Origin of the sequence: Micromonospora sp. NPDC001898, from assembly GCF_042891255.1 — a bacterium.
In the GTDB taxonomy this organism is placed as follows: Bacteria; Actinomycetota; Actinomycetes; order Mycobacteriales; family Micromonosporaceae; genus Micromonospora.
Genome location: NZ_JBIATC010000023.1, coordinates 1 through 19,979, shown reverse-complemented (window position 1 = coordinate 19,979; position 19,979 = coordinate 1). Strand labels below are relative to the sequence as shown.

The 19,979-nt window shown below is 74.7% G+C and carries 19 protein-coding genes; 11 read left to right on the top strand and 8 right to left on the bottom strand.

Annotated elements, in window-relative coordinates:
• Nucleotides 1-68 precede the first annotated feature (68 nt).
• From ACFYZF_RS27710 to ACFYZF_RS27700, 3 genes are all read right to left on the bottom strand, one after another.
• Entirely contained in the window at nt 69-914 is an 846-nt protein-coding gene (locus ACFYZF_RS27710) for a nucleotidyltransferase domain-containing protein (protein ID WP_387025645.1), read from the bottom strand.
• A gap of 148 nt (nt 915-1,062) precedes the next feature.
• A complete protein-coding gene (locus ACFYZF_RS27705) occupies nt 1,063-1,566 on the bottom strand; it encodes a roadblock/LC7 domain-containing protein (RefSeq protein WP_387025644.1) in 504 nt (167 codons plus the stop codon).
• Nucleotides 1,563-1,934 (bottom strand): hypothetical protein, encoded by a 372-nt coding sequence (locus ACFYZF_RS27700; protein ID WP_387025642.1) that lies wholly within the window; start codon nt 1,932-1,934, stop codon nt 1,563-1,565. Before ACFYZF_RS27700 ends, ACFYZF_RS27705 begins: the two co-directional genes overlap by 4 nt.
• Nucleotides 1,935-2,461: 527 nt before the next feature.
• Here ACFYZF_RS27700 and ACFYZF_RS27695 point away from each other — a divergent pair.
• From ACFYZF_RS27695 to ACFYZF_RS27685, 3 genes are all read left to right on the top strand, one after another.
• Nucleotides 2,462-2,665: a hypothetical protein gene (locus tag ACFYZF_RS27695; RefSeq protein WP_387025640.1), complete on the top strand. Its 204-nt coding sequence runs from the start codon at nt 2,462-2,464 to the stop codon at nt 2,663-2,665.
• Nucleotides 2,666-2,747: 82 nt separating this feature from the next.
• Complete coding sequence (locus ACFYZF_RS27690; protein WP_387025638.1) at nt 2,748-3,533, top strand: histone; 786 nt, start codon at nt 2,748-2,750, stop codon at nt 3,531-3,533.
• Between the two features lie 118 nt (nt 3,534-3,651).
• A complete protein-coding gene (locus ACFYZF_RS27685) occupies nt 3,652-5,085 on the top strand; it encodes an RNB domain-containing ribonuclease (RefSeq protein ID WP_387025636.1) in 1,434 nt (477 codons plus the stop codon).
• A 156-nt stretch (nt 5,086-5,241) separates the two neighbouring features.
• Here the strand turns inward: ACFYZF_RS27685 and panB are convergent, their stop codons facing one another.
• Nucleotides 5,242-6,087, bottom strand: coding sequence for a 3-methyl-2-oxobutanoate hydroxymethyltransferase (panB, locus tag ACFYZF_RS27680; protein ID WP_387025634.1), 846 nt, complete (start codon nt 6,085-6,087; stop codon nt 5,242-5,244).
• A gap of 146 nt (nt 6,088-6,233) precedes the next feature.
• On the bottom strand, nt 6,234-7,994 hold the full coding sequence (locus tag ACFYZF_RS27675) for an NAD+ synthase (protein WP_387025632.1): 1,761 nt from the start codon (nt 7,992-7,994) through the stop codon (nt 6,234-6,236).
• A 235-nt stretch (nt 7,995-8,229) separates the two neighbouring features.
• Here ACFYZF_RS27675 and glnA point away from each other — a divergent pair, with 235 nt between their 5' ends.
• The 4 genes from glnA (at nt 8,230) to ACFYZF_RS27655 (ending at nt 11,431) form a co-directional block, all read left to right on the top strand.
• Nucleotides 8,230-9,579 carry a type I glutamate--ammonia ligase gene (gene glnA / locus ACFYZF_RS27670; protein ID WP_387025630.1) on the top strand — a complete coding sequence of 450 codons (1,350 nt, stop codon included), beginning with the start codon at nt 8,230-8,232 and terminating at the stop codon, nt 9,577-9,579.
• A 103-nt stretch (nt 9,580-9,682) separates the two neighbouring features.
• Nucleotides 9,683-10,108: a DUF350 domain-containing protein gene (locus ACFYZF_RS27665; RefSeq protein WP_387025627.1), complete on the top strand. Its 426-nt coding sequence runs from the start codon at nt 9,683-9,685 to the stop codon at nt 10,106-10,108.
• A gap of 67 nt (nt 10,109-10,175) precedes the next feature.
• Nucleotides 10,176-10,868 (top strand): helix-turn-helix transcriptional regulator, encoded by a 693-nt coding sequence (locus ACFYZF_RS27660; RefSeq protein WP_387025625.1) that lies wholly within the window; start codon nt 10,176-10,178, stop codon nt 10,866-10,868.
• A gap of 194 nt (nt 10,869-11,062) precedes the next feature.
• Complete coding sequence (locus tag ACFYZF_RS27655) at nt 11,063-11,431, top strand: VOC family protein (protein ID WP_387025623.1); 369 nt, start codon at nt 11,063-11,065, stop codon at nt 11,429-11,431.
• Between the two features lie 82 nt (nt 11,432-11,513).
• On the opposite strand, the gene ACFYZF_RS27650 is transcribed toward ACFYZF_RS27655, so the two are convergent.
• Complete coding sequence (locus ACFYZF_RS27650) at nt 11,514-12,083, bottom strand: TetR/AcrR family transcriptional regulator (RefSeq protein WP_387025622.1); 570 nt, start codon at nt 12,081-12,083, stop codon at nt 11,514-11,516.
• Between the two features lie 101 nt (nt 12,084-12,184).
• On the opposite strand from ACFYZF_RS27650, the gene ACFYZF_RS27645 reads away from it, so the two are divergent.
• A complete protein-coding gene (locus tag ACFYZF_RS27645) occupies nt 12,185-13,111 on the top strand; it encodes an NmrA family NAD(P)-binding protein (protein ID WP_387025620.1) in 927 nt (308 codons plus the stop codon).
• 124 nt (nt 13,112-13,235) lie between these two features.
• Here ACFYZF_RS27645 and ACFYZF_RS27640 read toward each other — a convergent pair whose 3' ends face one another.
• The gene (locus ACFYZF_RS27640) at nt 13,236-13,775 is read right to left on the bottom strand and encodes a hypothetical protein (RefSeq protein WP_387025619.1); all 540 of its coding nucleotides are present in this window, start codon (nt 13,773-13,775) and stop codon (nt 13,236-13,238) included.
• Nucleotides 13,776-13,958: 183 nt separating this feature from the next.
• On the opposite strand from ACFYZF_RS27640, the gene ACFYZF_RS27635 reads away from it, so the two are divergent.
• A complete protein-coding gene (locus ACFYZF_RS27635) occupies nt 13,959-14,840 on the top strand; it encodes a virginiamycin B lyase (RefSeq protein WP_387025617.1) in 882 nt (293 codons plus the stop codon).
• A gap of 4 nt (nt 14,841-14,844) precedes the next feature.
• Here the strand turns inward: ACFYZF_RS27635 and ACFYZF_RS27630 are convergent, their stop codons facing one another.
• Nucleotides 14,845-15,720, bottom strand: coding sequence for an LD-carboxypeptidase (locus tag ACFYZF_RS27630; RefSeq protein ID WP_387025729.1), 876 nt, complete (start codon nt 15,718-15,720; stop codon nt 14,845-14,847).
• Between the two features lie 184 nt (nt 15,721-15,904).
• Here ACFYZF_RS27630 and ACFYZF_RS27625 point away from each other — a divergent pair, with 184 nt between their 5' ends.
• Both ACFYZF_RS27625 and ACFYZF_RS27620 read left to right on the top strand, forming a co-directional pair.
• Nucleotides 15,905-16,669, top strand: a complete 765-nt coding sequence (locus tag ACFYZF_RS27625) for a type 1 glutamine amidotransferase (protein WP_387025615.1) — start codon at nt 15,905-15,907, stop codon at nt 16,667-16,669.
• Nucleotides 16,670-16,675: 6 nt separating this feature from the next.
• Nucleotides 16,676-19,807, top strand: coding sequence for a bifunctional [glutamine synthetase] adenylyltransferase/[glutamine synthetase]-adenylyl-L-tyrosine phosphorylase (locus tag ACFYZF_RS27620; protein ID WP_387025728.1), 3,132 nt, complete (start codon nt 16,676-16,678; stop codon nt 19,805-19,807).
• Nucleotides 19,808-19,979 lie beyond the last annotated feature (172 nt).

The following is a 19,979-nucleotide window of genomic DNA, read 5'->3' as shown; positions in this document are numbered from 1 at the left end:
TCGTACGCGGTCCGAGATCGTGATGACAGGCTATCGACATATCCACGACTAGCTATATATCAGTAGGGTCATAGCATCGCGCGCAGCTCGTCGAGGACGGCCCGCTGGAAGGCCCGCGCGGTCTGGCCACCCGGCGGCGGGCCGCCGTGCCGGGCGGCGATCGCCCGCTCGACCAGCGCCGCCCCGGGGTGCCCCCGCTCCACCAGCCGCCGTCCGGCCGCGACCTTGGGCAGCCACACCCCGTCGCGGCAGCGCACCAGCGAGCGGCAGGCGCCGAGCACGGCGTCCTCGGCGCCGGCCGCCGGCGCGTCGCCGGGCGGCGTCGGCAGCGCGAGCCACCAGGTCAGCGCGTCCACCAGCAGCCGGCGCAGGTCGGCCGGCGTCAGGTCGGCGAACGTCTCCGCCGCCGGGGGCCCGGCCAGGGCCAGCCCGCCGGAGTGCAGGATGCTGCGGTCCAGCCCGTACCAGAACCGGCCGTCCGCCGCCGGCCGTCCGTCGCCGGACCAGGTCACCCGGAACGGCATCCGGGCGCCGCTGTTCAGCTCGACCTCGAAGCCCGGCTCCGGGGTGCCGGAGCGGGCCACCTCCCGCCGGTAGACGACCAGTTCCAAGCCGCGCGCGGGGCAGGGCAGCGCCTCGTGCCGCAGCCGGGCCACCAGCTCCCGCTTGCGCCCGCCGGTCAGGGCGTGCGCGCAGACCAGCGCCACGTCGATGTCGCTGCGCCCCGCCTGGTACGCGCCGAGGGCGACCGAGCCGGCCGCGTACGCACCCACCAGGTCGGCGCCGAGCACGTCGCGGGTCGCCCCGACCAGGTCAGTCAGGTACCGCCGTACGTCCGGGTCCATGCCGCATTGTGGCGCGCCGGCCCGGGGCGGGTGGCCCCGGGCCGGCACGAGCGGTTGCGGCGTCGGCACGGACGGACCGTGGCGGTGTCCCGCCCGCGTGTCCCGGTCCGGTCAGCGCGGCGGCGGGTGCCCGGGTCACCGCTTCCGGTCGATCAGTTCGGCGGCGGGTGCCCGGGTCACCGCTTCCGGTCGGTCAGTTCGGCGGTGGGGCGCCGGGTCACCGCCGCTGGGAGGCCGGCGTCACGCCGTCGAGCAGGGCGGCGAGCCGCCCGGCCACCGGCGGGGCGTGCAGGTGCAGCCGGGCCACGTTGATGGTGTCGCTCCCGACCACGGCGAGCAGCGCCTGCGCGCTGACCGCGTAGACGCTCAGGTAGCCGAGCGCGTTGCGGACCGTGGACTGTTGAAAGTCGCCCTGGCCCAGCCGCAGGCCGACCTGACGACCCAGGCCGTACGTGGTCGCCGCGAGCGCCGCCAGGTCGCTCGGGTCGACGTCGGTCTGCATGTTGTGGGTGATCATCAGACCGTCCACCCCGCCCAGCACGCAGCCGTGCACCCCGGGGATCTCCAACCGCAGCTCGGCCAGCGCCTGACCGATCTGCGGGTACGGCAGCGTCGGGTTCCCTGCGAGTGACGGCGGGAGCGACCGGGGCGACGGCATCCCCTCGGGCGGCCGGGCGGTGCGGCGGGGGAGAGCCGTCCCGGTGTTGTCCAGTCCGCTCACAACTCCAGGCTCTCCTCGATCGTGCGCAGCTGGTGGCGGGCCATCGCCAGGTTGGCCCGGCTCTTGCTCACCATCAGGTAGAAGAAGAGCCCCTTGCCGGTGCGGCTGGTCACCGGCCGGATCAGGTGGTACTGGCCGCCGAGCGTGATGAGGATGTCCTCGATCTCATCGTCGAGCTTCAGCATCTCGATGGTGCGCATCTTGGCGCGCACCACGTCGGTGTTGCCGGCGGCGGCGACGGTCAGGTCGATCTCCCCGGTGCCGCCGGCCACGCCGAGCGTCATGCCGCTGTTGTAGTCGACGAGCGCCGCCCCGATCGCCCCATCGATACTCATCGCGCTCTTCAGCGCGATGTCAAGATTCGCCACAGTTCTTCTCCCCAGCTATGGCTGGCCGGCGCCACCGTCTCCGTGCCGAGGGTGACCCGGCGGTGACAGGTGGCGCGACGCAGTGAAAATGCTCCGACGAGGCTCGCACACGGGCGGTCCCGGCGCATACGGAGGTCGTCTCATCGACCTGAGCGGCCCAAGCTACCGGTCTCGCCAGTCCCGTAAGTGGGACGCTCCGACGGATGGTTGATCTCGGGTCCAGCTGATATGAAGTACCCCAGGTCAAGCGGTTCCCCCGACGTCACCGGCAGGCCGATCAGCTGAGGGCGGCCCGCCAGCATCCGGTGCCGCCGCCCCGTCGCGGCGAGCGGCCGACCAGCCGGCCGAACTGCCCGCAGGCCAGCCGGAAGGTGAGCCGGTACGTCCGGCGGGCACGGCAGACGCACCCGGTCCGGCGGGTTTCGCGGTTCCGGCCCGGCCGCTGACCAGCACGTCTACTGTGGAAGCCGCTACCGGTTCTGGTTGAACCGGTGGCGGTCGGGCGGTTCGCGGTGCACAGTGATCCCATGAGCGACAGCGGAAGTGGTGGGCACTACTACTGGTGCACCCGACACCACCGGGTCGAGACCGATGCCGACGTCTGCGCGGCGCGGCACGTGCTCGGGCCGTACGCCTCGGCATCCGACGCGGAGAACGCCCTGCAGCAGGTGCGGGAGCGTAACGACGCGTGGGACGCCGCGGACGCCCGTTGGGCCGGGGAGGACAGATAAGCGGCGCGGGACCGCCCGCGTCGAGGAACTCCGTGCCCCGTGAGGAGGCACGCGAGCGCAAGTCCCCAAGGAGGGAACCCAGATGGCCGAAGCACAGAAGGCCACCACCCGCCCGGCCGCCAAACGTACGCCCGCGAAGAAGACCGCCACGGCCGGGCGGGCCGCAGGCGGGACCAGTGCCACGGCCGCGCGCCCCTCGGGGACGGCCGGCGCGGCGGCCCGGGGGTCGACCGTGACCAAGGCGTCCCCCAACGCGTCCGGCGCCGGGGCGGGCCGGGTGCCGGCGAAGACGGCGGTCGCGAGGAAGGCCGCCACGACGAAGATCGTCACACGTAAGGCCCCGGCCTCGAAGACCGCCGCGAAGAAGGCCCCGGCCACCAGGACCACGGTGAAGAAGGCCCCGGCCGCCCGGAGCACGGCGAAGAAGACGACCGCCGCCGCGGGCACGGCGGCGAAGCGGACCACCACAGCCGCAGGCGCCGCGACGAAGGCCGCGGCGAGGAAGACCGCGGCGGCGAAGGCCACCGCGACGACGAAGGCCACCGCGAAGAAGGCGCCGGCGGCGAAGAAGACGGGCACGGCGGCGAAGAAGACGACCACCGCGGCCAGGAAGGCCCCGGCGAAGAAGACCACCGCCGCGACGAAGACCGCCTCGACCCGGCCCACCGGGGGCGCCCGCAAGGCCGCCGCGAAGAAGGCCCCGGCGAAGAAGGCCACCGCCACCTCGTCGAGCACCACCCGCAAGGCGGCGGCGAAGAAGGCCCCGGCGAAGAAGACCACGGCGAAGAAGGCGGCGCCCCGGACGGCGGCGGCCCGCGCGAGCGCGCCGCGCGGTACCCGGGCGACGGCCCGCAAGGCCACCGGCTGAGCATCGCCGCCCGCCGCTGACCGTCCGTCGCCGGCCCGCCACCCGCACCGGTACGCGGCCCGGGCGGCGGGTCCGCGAGGGTGCCGGGGAGCGGATCACCCGTGTCAGGATTGACCCCGTGGTGATCCGACGCGTACTGGCACCCCGCATCGACTTCGGCGCGCTGCGCCGCGAGCTGGGCTTGCCCGAGCAGTTCCCGCCCGTGGCGCAGCGCGAGGCCGAGGCGGCGGCAGCCGCGCCGCCCCGCGCCGCCGCCGACCGCACCGACATCCCGTTCGTCACCGTCGACCCGGCGACCTCGCGGGACCTCGACCAGGCGATGCACCTCGCCCGCCGTCCCGGCGGTGGCTTCCGGGTCCGGTACGCGATCGCGGACGTCGCCGCGCACGTGCGCCCCGGCGGCGCGCTGGAGGAGGAGACCTGGCGGCGGGGGCAGACCGTGTACCTGCCCGACGGCAACGTGCCCCTGCACCCGCACACCCTGAGCGAGGGCGCGGCCAGCCTGCTGCCGGGCCAGGACCGGGCGGCCGTGGTGTGGACCGTCGACCTCGACCCCGACGGCGGCACGGTCGCCGTCACGCTGGAACGCGCCCTGGTGCGCAGCCGCGCCAAGCTGGACTACGCGGGCGTCCAGGCCGACGCCGACGCCGGGCGGCTGCCCGAGCCGATCGCCCTGCTGCCCGAGATCGGCGCCCTGCTCACCACGCGCGGACTGCGCCGGGGCGCGGTGAACCTGCCGCTGCCGGAGCAGGACGTCGAGGCGGACGGCGACGGCTGGCGGCTGGTGCTGCGCGGGCCGGTGCCGATGGAGGACCACAACGCCCAGATCTCCCTGCTCACCGGGATGGCCGCCGCCGACCTCATGCTGGCCGGCGGGATCGGGCTGCTGCGCACCATGCCGGCGCCGAAGCCGGAGGCTGTGGCCCGGCTGCGCACCGCAGCCGCCGCGCTCGGCGTCGACTGGCCGGCCGGTGTGGGCGTGGGCGAGGTGCTCGCCGGGCTGGACGCCTCGAAGCCCCGGGCGGCGGCGTTCGTCGACCAGGCGGCCGAGCTGATGCGCGGCGCCGCGTACACGGCGTTCGACGGCGCGCCGCCCGACCGGCCGGAGCACGGCGGGGTCGCCGCCGCGTACGCCCACGTCACCGCGCCGCTGCGCCGGCTGGCCGACCGGTACGCCACCGAGGTGTGCCTGGCCCTGCACGAGGGACGGGCGGTGCCCGACTGGGCCCGGGCCGCGCTGCCGAAGCTGCCGGAGGCGATGGCCGCGACCGACCGGACCGCCGGTGCGGCCACCCGGGGCGCGGTCGAGCTGGCCGAGGCGGTGCTGCTGGAGCACCGGATAGGTGAGACGTTCGACGCGGCGGTGCTCGACGTGGACACCCCGCCGAACGGCCAGTCGAAGCCGGGCCGTCAGCCCGGCGGCACGGTGGCCCTGGACTCCCCGCCGGTGCGGGCCCGCTGCACGGGCGAGCTGCCGCTGGGGGGGCGGGTCCGGGTCCGGCTGGTCACCGCCGACCCGGTCGCCCGGAAGGTCCTGTTCGCGCTGGCCTGAGCGCGCCACCGGCCCGGAGATCGACAAGCGCTACGGTCGCACGCCGGCGCCCGAGCCGGTAGCCGGAGATGCCGAAGTCGAACATCCCCCGGTTGTGGACGCGGTGGCCGTGCGGTGGGCACCCGCCGGGGCACCCACCGCAACCCCGCGTACCGGTCAGAAGGTGTGCTCGGCGGCGGGGAACTCGCCGCCGCGGACCTCGTCGGCGAACCGGCGGGTGGCGTCGGTCAGCGCGCCGGCCAGGTCGGCGTAGCGCTTCACGAAGCGCGGGGCCCTCCCGGTACGCAGCCCGGCCATGTCCTGCCAGACCAGCACCTGCGCGTCGGTGTCCGGGCCGGCCCCGATGCCGACGGTCGGGATCGGCAGCTCCGCGGTGATCCGTCCGGCCACCTCGCCCGGCACCATCTCCAGCACCACCGCGAACGCGCCCGCCTCGGTCACCGCCCGCGCGTCGGCGAGCACGTCGTCGGCCGCGTCGCCCCGCCCCTGCACCCGGTACCCGCCGAGGGTGTGCTCGCGCTGCGGGGTGAAGCCGATGTGCGCCATCACCGGGATGCCGGCGTCGACGATCGCGGCGATCTGCGCCGCGCAGCGCCGGCCGCCCTCCAGCTTCACCGCGTGACAGCCGCCCTCCTTCATGAACCGCACCGCGGTGCGCAGCGCCTGCGTCGGCCCCTCCTCGTACGAGCCGAACGGCAGGTCGCCGACGATCAGCGCCTGCCGGGTGGCCCGCACCACCGCGCGGACCAGCGGCAGCAGCTCGTCGACGGTCACCGGCAGCGTCGTCTCGTAGCCGAAGACGTTGTTCGCCGCCGAGTCGCCGACCAGCAGCGCCGGGATGCCGGCGGCGTCGAAGATCGACGCCGTGTACTGGTCGTACGAGGTCAGCATCGACCACCGCTCGCCGCGCTCCTTGGCGGCGAGCAGGTCGCGGGTGCGGACCCGCCGGGTGGCCGGGCCGCCGTACAGCGCCGTCACCTCGGTCGGGGTGGACTCCACCATGACTGTCTCCTTCCTCGAGGCCGCCTTCGCGGTCCCCGGGTTCCGCCGCGATCGTCGCACCGGGCGGGCGGTGGCGGGAGGAGACAGTGCAGGATCTCACTCCCCGGCGGCGGCGTGGGCCGGCCGCCGGGCGTACCCCCGCCGGATCAGCCGTCCTCGCGCCAGCGGTTGGTGATCGGCAGCCGGCGGTCCCGCCCGAACGCCTTCATGGAGATCTTCGTGCCGGGCGCCGACTGCCGGCGCTTGTACTCGGCGGTGTCCACCATCCGCAGCACCCGGTCGACGACCGCCGGGTCGTGGCCGGACTCGACGAGCCCGGCCCGGCCGAGGTCGCCGTCGACGTACCCGATCAGGATCGGGTCGAGCACGTCGTAGTCGGGCAGCGTGTCGCTGTCGAGCTGGCCGGGGCTCAGCTCGGCGCTCGGCGGCTTGCCGATCGAGTTCTCCGGGATCGGCGGCGTCTCGCCCCGGCGGGCGGCGTCCGCGTTGCGCCACTTCGCGAGCCGCCAGACCAGCGTCTTCCACACGTCCTTGATCGGGTTGAACCCGCCGACCGAGTCGCCGTACAGGGTGGAGTAGCCGACCGCCAGCTCGCTCTTGTTGCCGGTGGTGAGGACGAGGTGGCCCTCCTGGTTCGACAGTGCCATCAGCAGCACCCCGCGCACCCGGGCCTGGAGGTTCTCCACCGCCACCCCGGACAGCGACAGGTTCGCCAGGTAGGTGTCCACCATCGGTTGGATCGGCTGCACCCGGTAGTCCAGCCCGGTGCGCTTGGCCAGGTCCTCCGCGTCGGAGCGGGAGTGTTCCGAGGAGTGCTGGCTGGGCATCGACACCCCGACCACCCGGTCCGGGCCGAGCGCGTCGACCGAGAGGGCCGCCACCACCGCGGAGTCGATGCCGCCGGAGAGCCCGAGCACCACCGACGGGAACCGGTTCTTGTCGACGTAGTCGCGCAGGCCCAGCACCAGCGCCTGCCACACCTCGGCCTCGTCGGCCGCCGGCTGGATGATCCCGCCGACCGCCGCCTCGCCCGGGGCCGGCGGCAGCAGGTCGCTGACCGTGGCGCGCACGATCCGCATCCCGCCTTCCAGCTCCCCGGCGTCGCCGACCGGCTCCGGTGCCGCCGGCAGCTCGACGTCGTGCAGCAGCAGGTGCTCGACGAACTGCGGGGCGCGGGTCAGCAGCGTCCCGTCCGCGCCCACGATCATCGAGTCGCCCTCGAAGACCAGCTCGTCCTGCCCGCCGACCATGTTGACGTACGCCACGGTGGCGCCCGCCTCGGCGGCCCGGCGGCGCACCAGCGGCAGCCGGACGTCGTCCTTGTTCAGCTCGTACGGCGAGCCGTTGATGGTGACCACCAGGCCGACCCCGGCCTGCCGGGCCACCGCGAACGGGCCACCGGCCTGCCACAGGTCCTCGCAGATGGTCAGCGCCACGTCCACCCCGCCGACCCGCACCACGGTCAGCATGTCGCCCGGTACGAAGTAGCGGTCCTCGTCGAACACGCCGTAGTTGGGCAGGTGGTGCTTGAAGTAGGTGGCCACCACCTCGCCACGGTGCAGCACGGCGGCGGCGTTGCGGGCACCGTGGCCCGGCTTGGCGTCGGCGCTGACCTGCGGCGGGCCGTCCGCGTCCAGGTAGCCGACCACCACCGGCAGCTCCCCGAGGCCGTCGGCGGCCAGGTCGGCGGCGAGGCGGCGCAGCGCGGTCTGGGACGCGGCGACGAAGGACCGACGGAAGACCAGGTCCTCGACCGGGTACCCGGTCAGCGTCATCTCCGGGAACAGGACGAGCTGGGCGCCCGCGTCGGCGGCCCGCCGGGTCCACCGGCGGACCAGGCCGGCATTGTCGTCGAGGTCGCCGACGCTCGGATTGACCTGGGACAGGGCGAGACGCAGGGTGGGCATGCCCTCATCTTGCCTCAGCCGGACGGGCCCGACACGGCGGGCGGCGGCTACCGGCCCGGGCGTCCTGGGGCCCGGCCGTAGGCCCGTGGGAACAGGTCCGCCGGCCCGCCCGCCAGGTGGCGGGACACGACAGGACGCGGCCCGGAAAGGTCGCGTAACGTCTGCGTAAAGGACCCGGTGGAGACTGGGCGGTAAGCCCGGCCGGTGATGGGCAACAGTGTCGCGAGGGGTGGAAGTGGACCGTCAGCAGGAGTTCGTCCTCCGTACGCTGGAAGAGCGGGACATCCGGTTCGTCCGGCTGTGGTTCACCGACGTGCTGGGCACCCTCAAGAGCGTCTCGGTCGCGCCCGCCGAACTGGAGGCGGCCTTCGAGGAGGGCATCGGGTTCGACGGCTCGGCGATCGAGGGCTTCGCCCGGGTCTTCGAGTCCGACATGGTGGCCATGCCCGACCCGACCACCTTCCAGGTGTTCCCCTTCGAGGGCGGGGCGAGCGGCGAGAGCGCCAGGATGTTCTGCGACATCCTGCTCCCCGACGGCGGCCCGTCCTGGGCCGACCCCCGGCACGTGCTGCGCCGGATGCTGTCCAAGGCCGCCGAGAAGGGCTTCACCTTCTACACGCACCCCGAGATCGAGTTCTTCCTGCTGGAGAACGGCCCGCAGGACGGCTCGGTGCCCGTCCCGGTCGACACGGGCGGCTACTTCGAGCACACCACCCACGCGGTGGCCCGGGACTTCCGCCGCCAGGGCGTGCTGGCCCTGGAGCGGATCGGCATCTCCGTGGAGTACAGCCACCACGAGGTCGCCCCCGGCCAGCAGGAGATCGACCTGCGCTACGCCGACGCGTTGACCACCGCCGACAACATCATGACCTTCCGGCACGTGGTCAAGGAGGTCGCGCTCTCCACCGGCGTGCAGGCCAGCTTCATGCCGAAGCCGTTCACCGACCAGCCCGGCAGCGGCATGCACACCCACCTGTCGCTGTTCGAGGGGGAGCGCAACGCGTTCCACGACAGCGCCGACCCGATGAAGCTGTCGAAGGTGGCGAAGTCGTTCATCGCCGGGCTGCTCACGCACGCCCGGGAGTACACGGCCGTCACCAACCAGTGGGTCAACTCGTACAAGCGGCTGTTCCCGCAGGCGCTGCCGGACCGGATCACGGAGAGCCCCGCGTACGTCTGCTGGGGCCACCTGAACCGGTCCGCGCTGGTCCGCGTCCCGGCGTACGGCAAGCCGAACTCGGCCCGGGTGGAGGTCCGCTCGCTGGACTCGGCGACGAACCCCTACCTGGCCTTCGCGGTGCTCCTCGGCGCCGGCCTCAAGGGCATCGAGGAGGGCTACGAGTTGCCCCCGGGCGCCGAGGACGACGTCTGGTCGCTGAGCAGCGCCGAGCGCCGCGCCATGGGGTACGAGGCGCTGCCGGAGAACCTGTCCGAGGCGATCGACGTGATGGCCGGCTCCGAGCTGGTCGCCGAGGTGCTCGGCGAGCACGTCTTCGACTTCTTCCTGCGCAACAAGCGGGCCGAGTGGGAGCAGTACCGCCGCGAGGTCACCCCCTACGAGCGGCAGCGCTACCTGTCGCTGTAGGGCCTACCGCCAGCGCGGGCTGCCGGGGGTTGCGGCGGGCCGCTATCGTCTCGATCACCGCGCCGGCACCCCCGCCGGGCGGTAGGTGGTCGGGAGGCAGTCGGTGCTGGAGGACCTGCTCAGCGGAGCCTGGCAGAGCGTCGTGTTCGGGGTCGTCGGGGTGGGTCTGATGGCGGCCGGCTTCGGCCTGGTCGACCTGCTCACCCCGGGGAAGCTGCGCGAGCTGATCTGGGTGCGGCGCAACACCAACGCCGGGTTGCTGCTCGCCGCGAACCAGCTCGGCATCGCCGGGATCGTGTTCACCGCGATCCTCACCAGCTACAGCGACTTCGCCAAGGGGCTTGCCTCCACGGTGATCTTCGGGCTGATCGGTCTGCTGGTCATGGCGCTGGCCTTCTTCGTGCTGGACCTGCTAACCCCGGGCCGGCTCGGCGAGGTCATCTGCTCCGACGAGCCGCACCCGGCGGCCTGGGTCAGCGCCGCCACCCACTTCGGGGCCGCGCTGATCGTCTGCGCCTGCATCGCCTGACGCGGCCCGGCCCTCGCCCCGCCCCGCCTGACCCGGCCTCGTCGCACCCGGCGGCTAACCTACGGGCGTGAACCGCACGGACCGCCTCTACGCCCTGGTCGAGGAGCTGCGCGCGGTGTCGCCCCGGCCGCGCAGCGCCCGCTGGCTCGCCCACCGCTTCGAGGTCAGCTCGCGCACCATCGAGCGCGACATCGGCGCGTTGCAGCAGGCCGGGGTGCCGATCTGGGCGGAGACCGGCCGCACCGGCGGCTACGTGGTCGACCGCGCGCACACCCTGCCGCCGGTCAACCTCACCGCCGCCGAGGCGGTGGCGATGGCCGTGGCGCTGCACCGCCTCGGCGGCGGCCCGTTCATCGAGGCGGGGGCCGCGGCCCTGCGCAAGCTGCTCGCGGTGATGCCGCCCGCCGACGCCGCCGAGGCCCGCCGGCTCGCCGGCCGGGTGCACCTCATCGGCGGTGGGCCCGCCGCGCCCGTCCCGGCCGCCGTCGCCGGCGCGGTCACCGCACGCCGGGTGCTGCGCCTCGGGTACGCCGACCGGGCCGGGGCCGTCACCGAGCGGGTCGTGGAGCCGCTGGGCTTCCTCGGCAACCCCTGGCACTGGTACCTGCTGGCCTGGTGCCGGCTGCGCGACGGCCTGCGCGCGTTCCGGGTGGACCGGATCGGCTCGGTGACCGCGCTGCCGGAGCCGGTCACCCGGGAGCTGCGCCCCGGCGAGCTGGACATCCCACAGCACATCGTCCGCCAGCTCACCCTGGCCTGAGCCCGCGATGGCCCGGGTTCGGACCCGCGACCGCCGGGCGGCGGGGGATCGGCGGCGGGCGGGGCACCGCTGGACGGGCGGGTCGATCCCGGCTGACCGCCGGGAAACACCGACAGGACGGTGTCGCGGGACGGGTCGAGGCTGATCTCCGACGGCGCCGGTCGACCGGCCGGCGCGGCGCACGGGAGGCAGACATGACCACGACCAACGCGATCACCTGGTTCGAGATCGGCACCGACCGGCCCGAGGAGGCGGAGCGCTTCTACGGGGAGTTGTTCGGCTGGGCGTTCGAGGAGCAGGGGGCGCCGGGCCGGTCGTACCGGGTGACCGACGGTCGGGACGGGGGGATCGGCGGGGCGATCCGCGCCTCCGACGGCAGCACGCCGAACTACGCGATCTTCTACGCCCAGGTCGCCGACGTGGCGGACGCCTGCCGGCGGGCCGGGGCGGCCGGCGGGAAGGTGCTGGTGCCGCCGCGCGGCGCGCCGAGCGGGCTGACCTTCGCCCACCTGGCCGACCCGGCGGGGAACCACTTCGGGGTGTTCACGCCGCCGGCCCCGTGAGCGGCGTCAGGACGCCGGTCCTCGGCCAGGCTGCTGATGTTGGCCGGCTACGACGCCGGAGGCAACGACCGTTTCTCTCGGCTCACCCCTGATGGGGGCTGACTCCCGCGACGGTCAGGCCGAGGAGCCGGTTCGCCTCGGTGGCGGGGTCCGGGTGGTGTTCCGTGGCCAGGGCGATGCCGGTGATCAGCGTGAGCAGGTCGGTGACGGTCACGCCCGGTGCCACCGCGCCATCCCGCACGGCGCGGCGTACCAGCGGGTCGCCGGCCTCGGTGAGCTGCGCCGAGGCGCAGTGCTCGTGGGCCACGCCGGGGTCGGTCGCTCTGTCGCGGGTCAGCGCGATGGCCAGTCCTCGGATGGTGGAGGCGTACGCGGTGACGGCGCTCAGCCACTCCAGCAGCGCGGCCCGGGCGTCGGCCGCGTCGGCCAGATCGCGGGCGTGGGCGCTCAGGGCCTCGATCCGTTCGCGGAAGACCGCTTCCAGCAGTGCGTGGCGGTTGGGGAAGTGCCGGCGCACGGTGGCCGATCCGACTCCCGCGACGCGAGCGATCTGCTCCAGGGACGCGTCGGCGCCGTGCGCGGCGATCTCCTCCTCGGCCACGGCGAGCAGGAGCGCGTAGTTGCGCCGGGCGTCCACTCGCTGGGCGGGCATGGCGTCACCTCGGGATTGCTAAGTGGCGGGGTCCGTCGTATCGTACCAAGCATTAAGCGGCGGCCCCCGCCGTTTAATGCTCGCACTCCAGGAGGAGCCTCATGCCCACCGATCCCGCACCAGTCCTGGTCGTCGGTGCCACCGGACAGCAGGGTGGTGCCACCACCCGCGCCCTGCTCGCGGCGGGCGTTCCCGTCCGGGCGCTGGTCCGCAACCCCGCGACAGGCCGGGCGAAGACGGTGGAGGCGCTCGGCGCCGAACTACGCACCGGCGATCTCCGCCACCGTGACTCGGTGATCGGGGCCGCGCAGGGAGCCCGAGCCGTCTTCTCCCTCCAGATGCCCCAGATGAAGGGAGACGCCTTCGACTACGACGGCGAGCTGACCCAGGCCGTCAACCTGATCGACGGCGCGCTGGCCGCGGGCGTGCCGCAGTTCGTGCACTCGTCCGTCTCCGGTGCCGGGCGGCAGACCGAGGCCCCCGGCTGGGCCGAAGGCCGCTGGGCGCCCCTGGAGCCCTACTACACCGTCAAGGTCGGCATCCAGGACCGGGTACGCGAGGCGGGCTTCACCCACTGGTCGCTCATCAAGCCGGGCTTCTTCATGGAGAACTTCCTGCCCTCCACGGCATACCTGCTTCCCCGCGGTGTCGAGGGCGGCCTGGCGACTGTTCTGAAGCCCCAGACCCGGCTCTCCCTCGTCGCGGTCGACGACATCGGCAAGGCGGTCGCCGCAGCCATTGCCGCACCCGATCGGTTCAACGGGGTCGAGCTCGAACTGGCGAGCGACTACCTGACGCTGACGGAGATCGCCGAGATCCTCTCCCGCGCTCTGGGCACCGAGCTGACCGCGCCCGACATGACCGAGGAGGAGGCGATCGCCGCAGGAATGCCGGAGTGGGCGGGCATCTCGCACGAACTCATGAACGTGGCCGGGCAACCCGCCCGCCCGGAATACGCGCGGGCCCTCGGTGTGCCGCTCACGACCTTCGAGGAATGGGCGCACGAACACCTACGGGCCGCAGCCTGACTCTGCCCGGAACCAGTCGCGCTGTCCGAGCCGGCAGGGGCGGGATCCCTGAATGTCGGGATCCCGCCCCTGCCCGCGCACCGGTGCGCGGCCCCACCCCGGCAGGGACGGGGCCGCGCGGGCGTCACTTGCCCTCGGACTCGTCCGTGGCCTGGTCGCCCTTGGCCTCGGAGTCGCCCTTGGCCTGGTCGCCCTTGCCCTGGCCGCCCTTGCCCTGGTCGCCGTGGCCGTGGCCCCGGTCGCCCCCGCCGGGGAACACGCCCGCCTCGGCGGCCTTGGTGATGGCGTCGGCCTGCTCCTGGGTGAGCTTGCCGTCCTTGACGGCCTGGTCCAGCCGCTCCTTCAGCGCGGCCTGCCGGTCGGCGGCGTCGGGACGCTCACCCCGCTCCGGCCGGTCGTTCTTCTGCTGCTCGCGCACCTTGTCCAGGGCCGCGGTCACCTTGTCGGTGGAGACCCCCAGCTCCTTGGCGAGCGCCTCGGCGAACTCGGACTGCCGGTCGGCCCGCTGCTGCTGCCGGTCGGTGCCCTCGCTGCTGCTCGCGCTCGGGGTCGAGGTCGAGCTGTCTTCGGCGAACGCGACGGCCGGTGCCGCGATCCCCACGGTGAGTACGCCTGCCGCCGCGAGGCCGGCCAGCAACTGCTTCTTGGAAATCGTGCGGGACATTCGTTCTCCATTTCGTTGCTCGGGTGCGATGACATCACCGACAGTGACGGGGTGAGCTGGGTAAGGGCCGTGACGACCCTGTCAGCGAGCTGATAATCGGGTTTCGAGTCGGGGACAAACCGGTTGCCACGGGACGGTCCGGGATACAGGGTGGGGACCGGTCGAGCAGAGGAGCGGGCACCCGTGACCACCCCCACCATTCGAGAGACCGTCCTGCCGGACCCGGGCTGCGGGCCGTACGGGATCACCGTCGGGCCGGACGGCGCGCTGTGGCTGACCCTGGCCCGCACCGGCGGGATCGCCCGGGTGACCGCCGACGGCGCGGTGCGAACCCACCCCGGCGACCCGGCGAGTCGCCCGCTGGTCATCGCGGCCGGCCCGGACGGCGCGCTCTGGTTCACCCGCTCCGGGGACGACCGGATCGGCCGGATCACCACCGACGGGGCGGCGACGTCGGTCGCGCTGCCGGCCGGCGCCGCGCCCTGCGGCATCGCCGCCGGCCCCGACGGGGCCCTCTGGTACGCGGGGATGAGCAACGACACCATCGGTCGGGTCGGCACCGACGGGACGGTCACCGGGTACCCGCTGCCCGTCAGCGGCGGGTACCCGTCGATGATCACGGCGGGGCCGGACGACGCCCTGTGGTTCACCCTCAACCAGGCGAACGCCGTCGGCCGGATCGCGCTGGACGGCGCGGTGCGCCTGCACCCGCTGCCCACCGACGCCGCCGGGCCGGTCGGCATCACGCTGGGCGCCGACGGGGCCCTCTGGTTCGTCGAGATCGCCGCCGGTCAGCTCGGCCGGATCACCCCGGACGGCCGGATCGAGGAGTACCCGCTGCCGGACCGGGCCGCCCGGCCGCACGCGATCGTCGCGGACCCGGCCGGCGGCTGCTGGTTCACCGAGTGGGCGGCCAACCGCATCGGCCACGTCACCCCCGACGGCCGGGTCGACGCGTACGACCTGCCCACCCCGGACTCGGAGCCCCACGGTCTCGCGGCCCTGCCCGACGGCACGGTCCATGCCGCCCTGGAACGCGGCGCGGTCGCCCACCTGACCCCCTGAGGGGTCAGCGGACGGCCGGCGCGACCGTGAGGGTGCCGGCGTCGGCGTCGAGGGTGGCCGGGACGCCCACGCCGACCGTGAGCTGGCCCTGGCCGTGGCCGATCGGGAGGCCGCCGAGGACCGGGACGCCGAGGTCGCCGAGGCGCTCGGTCAGCACGTCGGCGACGCTGGTGTCCCACTCGTCCGCGCAGCCGGTGAACTGCCCGACGGCCACCCCGGCCAGGCCGTCCAGGGTGCCGGCCCGGCGCAGCTGGGTCAGCATCCGGTCCACCTTGTACGGGGGTTCCTGCACGTCCTCGACCAGCAGCACCGCCCCGGTCAGGTCCGGCATGTCGGGGGTGCCCAGCGTGGCGACGAGCAGGCAGAGGTTGCCGCCCAGCAGCGTCCCGGTGGCGCGGCCGGGAACCCGTACGCCGAACGTCTCCTCCCCGGCGACGGCGGCGACGGTGACCGGCTCGGTGGTCATCAGCGCGGCGTGCAGCGACTCGGCCGAGCGCAGCGGGGTGCGTTCGTCCAGCCAGGCCGCCCCGGGGCCGTGCACGCCGGCCAGCCGGGCGCCGCGCCAGAGGGCGAGCTGCAACGCGGTGATGTCGGAGAAGCCCGCGACCACCTTCGGATCCCGGCGCACCGCCGCCATGTCGACGGCGTCCACCACCCGCTGCGCGCCGTAGCCGCCCCGGGTGCAGATCACCCCGCGCACCGACGGGTCGGCGAACGCCGTGTTCAGGTCGGCGGCGCGCAGCTCGTCCGACCCGGCCAGGTACCCCTGGCGGGCGTACGCGTTCGGCGCGAGCACCGGGCGCAGACCCCAGCCGGTGAGCAGCTCGATGCCCCGGGCCACCCGCTCGGGCCGGATCGGCCCGGACGGGGACACCAGCATCACCGTGTCCCCGGGGCGCAGGACCGGTGGGCGCAGGACGGCGTCGTCGGTGAGCACAGCCGCAGAGCCTAGCCGCCGGCCGGGGACCCTGGCCGGTTCGCCGGCGCCCGGCCGCTGCCGTCTCGGGGAGCACCGCGCCGAGGCGTTCCGGGCCGCGGCCGGCGTACCCGATAGCCTCGACGGTGTGGCAACCGCGCTGGTGATCGAGAACGACCCGACCGACGACGTCCGCCGCCTGGGCGACTGGCTGGTGGAAGGAGGCCTGGAGCTGCGGGTGCTGCGCCCGCACGCCGGGGACGAGCTGCCCGCCGACCTCGACGGGTACGTGGCCCTGGTGGTGCTGGGCGGTGCGGAGCTGCCGTACCTGCCCGACGGCAGCCCCGGGGCGCCCTGGTTCCCGAAGCTGGAGGGGCTGCTGCGCAAGGCGGTCCGGCACCGGGTGCCGACCCTCGGCATCTGCCTCGGCGCGCAACTGCTGGCCACGTCGCACGCCGGCCTGGTGGAGCGGAGCACGTCCGGGCCCGAGGTCGGCCCCACCGTGGTCGGCCGGCGGGACGCCGCCGAGACCGACCCGCTGTTCCGGTACGTGCCGCTGATCCCCGACGTGTTCCAGTGGCACGCCGACGAGATCACCGAGCTGCCGCACGGGGCGACCCTGCTGGCCGCCTCCACCCGCTACCCGCACCAGGCGTTCCGGCTCGGTGACCGGGCCTGGGGGCTCCAGTTCCACATCGAGCCAGACACCGCGATGATCGCCGACTGGGCCACCGACTCCGCCCTGCTCGACCAGCTGGGCTACGACCCGGAACTGGTGGTGGCCGCCTGCGACCGGGTGATGGCCGACATCGAGGAGGTGTGGCAGCCGTTCGCCATCCGGTTCGCCGCCCTCGCCCTCGGTGAGCTGGGCGACGACAGCTTCCGGCGCGACCTTCCGCTGCTCGGGCACTGACCCGTGATCAGCAGACCGGCCCGGGGCCGGCTGGCCCGCTACGGTTTCGGCACCGCCGACGGCGACGGCGGTTCCCGGGCCGCCGACCTGCTCGGCCCGGCCGGGCTCGGCCTGTGGCGGCCGGAGGAACAGGAGCCGGTCGACGAGCGGGCCACCGAGCTGCTGGCCGCGCTGTCCCGGGCCGCTGACCCGGACCTGGCCCTGCGCCAGCTGCACCGCCTCGCCGAGGCCGAGAGCCGCGCGGCCGGCAGCGCCGGCGGCGGGCCGACGGGTGCGCGCCGGGCCACCGGAGCAGGCGGCGGGCCGACGGACCCCGCGCGCCGGGTCACCGGCGACGCCGGCAAGCCCGCCGACTCGGCGCTGCTGGACGCCCTGCACGTCGACCCGGGGCTGCGCCGGCGGCTCATCGCCGTGCTCGGCGCGTCGTCGGCGCTCGGCGACCACCTGGTGGCCAACGCCAACCAGTGGCCGGTGCTCGCCACCGACCCGGACGGGCTCGCCCCCGCCGCCGAGGGCCGGCTGGACCTGGTGGCCGCGGCCCGGGTCACCGCGTCCACCCAGCCGATCGCGGTGCTGCGCCAGGCGTACCGGCTGGCCCTGCTGCGGATCGCGGCGGCCGACCTGACCGGCGGGCGCGCCCTGGAACAGACCATGGCCGCGCTCTCCGCGCTGGCCGACGCCACCCTCGGCGCGGCCTACGACATCGCGGTGGGCGAGCTGCCCGAGGGCACGCCACGGCCCCGCCTCGGCGTGGTGGCGATGGGCAAGTGCGGCGGCGGCGAGCTGAACTACGTCTCCGACGTCGACGTGATCTTCCTCTGCGCCGAGGACGACGAGCTGCCGGCGGCCACCACGATCGCCACCCGGCTGATCCACATCTGCGGCCTGGTCGCCTGGCCGGTCGACGCCGCGCTGCGCCCCGAGGGCAACCGGGGCCCGCTGGTCCGCACCCTGGCCAGCCACCTGGCGTACTACCGGCGCTGGGCGCGCACCTGGGAGTTCCAGGCGCTGCTGAAGGCCCGCCCGGCGGCCGGCGACCTGGCGCTGTCCCAGGAGTGGATCGACCAGCTCGCCCCGCTGGTCTGGCGGGCCGCCGAGCGGCCGGAGGCCGTCGAGGACGTCCGCTCGATGCGCCGCAGGATCATCGACAACATCCCGCCGAAGGAGCTGGACCGCGAGATCAAGCGCGGGCCGGGCGGGCTGCGCGACATCGAGTTCGCCGTCCAGCTGCTGCAACTGGTGCACGGCCGGGGCGACGAGGCGCTGCGGGCGCCCGGCACCATCCCCGCCCTGCGCGCCCTGGTGGCCGGCGGCTACGTCGGCCGGGCCGACGGCGAGGCGCTGCTGCGCGGGTACCGCTTCCTGCGCGGCGTCGAGCACCGCCTCCAGCTCCAGGGACTGCGCCGCACCCACACCGTGCCGGCCGACCCGGCCGGGCTGCGCTGGCTCGCCGCCGCCCTCGGCTACGCGGCTACCCCGGGCCGCAGCGCCGTCGAGGAGTTCCGCGCCGAGTGGGTCACCCACGCCACCGAGGTACGCCGGCTGCACGCCAAGCTGCTGTACCGGCCGCTGCTGGAGTCGGTGGCCCGGGTCCCCGCCGACGGGCTGCGGCTCACCCCGGAGGCGGCCCGGCACCGGCTGGAGATCCTCGGCTTCGCCGACCCGGCCGGGGCGCTGCGCCACCTCCAGGCCCTCACCGGCGGGGTGAGTCGCACCGCCGCCATCCAGCGCACCCTGCTGCCGGTGCTGCTCAGCGAGTTCGCCGACGCGCCCGAGCCGGACCGGGGGCTGCTCAACTACCGGAAGGTCTCCGACAAACTGGGCGGCACCCCCTGGTACCTGCGGCTGCTGCGCGACTCCGGCCCGGTGGCCCGCCGGCTGGCCCGGGTGCTCTCCTCCTCCCGGTACGCGGCCGACCTGCTGGCCCGGGAGCCGGAGGCGCTGCGGCTGCTGGCCGAGGAGAACGAGCTGACCCCGCGCCCCCGCGACGTGCTCTGCGAGGGCTTCTCCGCCGCCGCGGCCCGGCACGCCGACCCGGTCGAGGCGACCCGGGCGGTCCGCGCGCTGCGCCGCCGGGAACTGGTCCGGATCGCCTGCGCCGACGTGCTCAGCCGCGCCGGGTCGCTCGCCCCCACCCCGACCCGCCCCGACCCGACCGGGCGGGCCGCGCTCGGCCTCGCCGACATCACCACCGTCGGCACCGCGCTGGCCGGCGTCACCGACGCCACCCTCGCCGCCGCGCTGCGCGCCGCCCGGGCCGCCCGGCCGGCCCCGCCCGGGCTGCGGTTCGCGGTGATCGGCGTGGGCCGGCTCGGCGGGTACGAGTCCAACTACCTCTCCGACGCCGACGTGCTGTTCGTCTACGACCAGCCGTCCGGGGCCGAGGAGGGCACGGCCAGCGCCGCCGCCCACGCCATCGCCGAGGAACTGCGCCGGCTGCTGTCCGCCCCGGCCCCCGACCCGCCGCTCGGGGTGGACGCCGACCTGCGCCCGGAGGGCCGGCAGGGCCCGCTGGTACGCAGCCTCGCCGCGTACGCCCAGTACTACGCCCGCTGGTCGAAGGTGTGGGAGGCGCAGGCGCTGCTGCGCGCCCGGTTCGTCTGCGGTGACGCCGACCTGGGCGCCGAGTTCGAGACGATGGCCGACCCGGTGCGCTACCCGGCCGACGGGCTGACCCGGGAACAGATCGTCGAGATCCGCCGGATCAAGGCCCGGGTGGAGACCGAACGGCTGCCCCGGGGCGCCGATCCGGCCACCCACACGAAGCTGGGCCGGGGCGGCCTCGCCGACGTCGAGTGGGCGGTGCAGCTCCTCCAGCTCCGGCACGCCGGTCGGCTGCCGGCGCTGCGCGGCACGCGTACCCTCGACGCGCTCGCGGCGGCGGCCGAAGCCGGCCTGGTCGCCCCGGAGGACGCCGGCGAGATGGCGGCCGGCTGGACCCTGGCCGCGCAGGTCCGCAACGCGCTGATGCTGGTCCGCGGTCGGGACGGGGACCAGTTGCCCCGGCACGGTGTGGAGTTGGCCGGGGTGGTCCGGCTGCTCGGCCGGGACGATCCGGGCGAGTTCCTCGACGAGTACCTGCGCACCGGCCGTCGTTCCCGTATGGCGATGGAACGCGTCCTCGACGCCGGGGCCTGAGCCCCGGCGCCGAGGACGGTTGTCACCCGTCGATCCGAATGCGACTCGAGGTGGATATCGAAATCGACGGACTGTTCAATGAGCCCTTTTCATCGTGGGTTTCGGCTGGTGTGGATGTGATGTAGGACGAGGATGGCCTGGACGATCGCGGTGGCGCGTCGAGGGCAGCAGC

Coding starts and splice junctions, on each gene's coding strand:
- ACFYZF_RS27675 (WP_387025632.1), bottom strand. CDS start 7,994: ATGCCCACCCTGCGTCTCGCCCTGTCCCAGGTCAATCCGAGCGTCGGC.
- ACFYZF_RS27655 (WP_387025623.1), top strand. CDS start 11,063: ATGACCACGACCAACGCGATCACCTGGTTCGAGATCGGCACCGACCGG.
- ACFYZF_RS27695 (WP_387025640.1), top strand. CDS start 2,462: ATGAGCGACAGCGGAAGTGGTGGGCACTACTACTGGTGCACCCGACAC.
- ACFYZF_RS27630 (WP_387025729.1), bottom strand. CDS start 15,720: ATGCTGGTGTCCCCGTCCGGGCCGATCCGGCCCGAGCGGGTGGCCCGG.
- ACFYZF_RS27645 (WP_387025620.1), top strand. CDS start 12,185: ATGCCCACCGATCCCGCACCAGTCCTGGTCGTCGGTGCCACCGGACAG.
- panB (WP_387025634.1), bottom strand. CDS start 6,087: ATGGTGGAGTCCACCCCGACCGAGGTGACGGCGCTGTACGGCGGCCCG.
- ACFYZF_RS27690 (WP_387025638.1), top strand. CDS start 2,748: ATGGCCGAAGCACAGAAGGCCACCACCCGCCCGGCCGCCAAACGTACG.
- ACFYZF_RS27650 (WP_387025622.1), bottom strand. CDS start 12,083: ATGCCCGCCCAGCGAGTGGACGCCCGGCGCAACTACGCGCTCCTGCTC.
- ACFYZF_RS27640 (WP_387025619.1), bottom strand. CDS start 13,775: ATGTCCCGCACGATTTCCAAGAAGCAGTTGCTGGCCGGCCTCGCGGCG.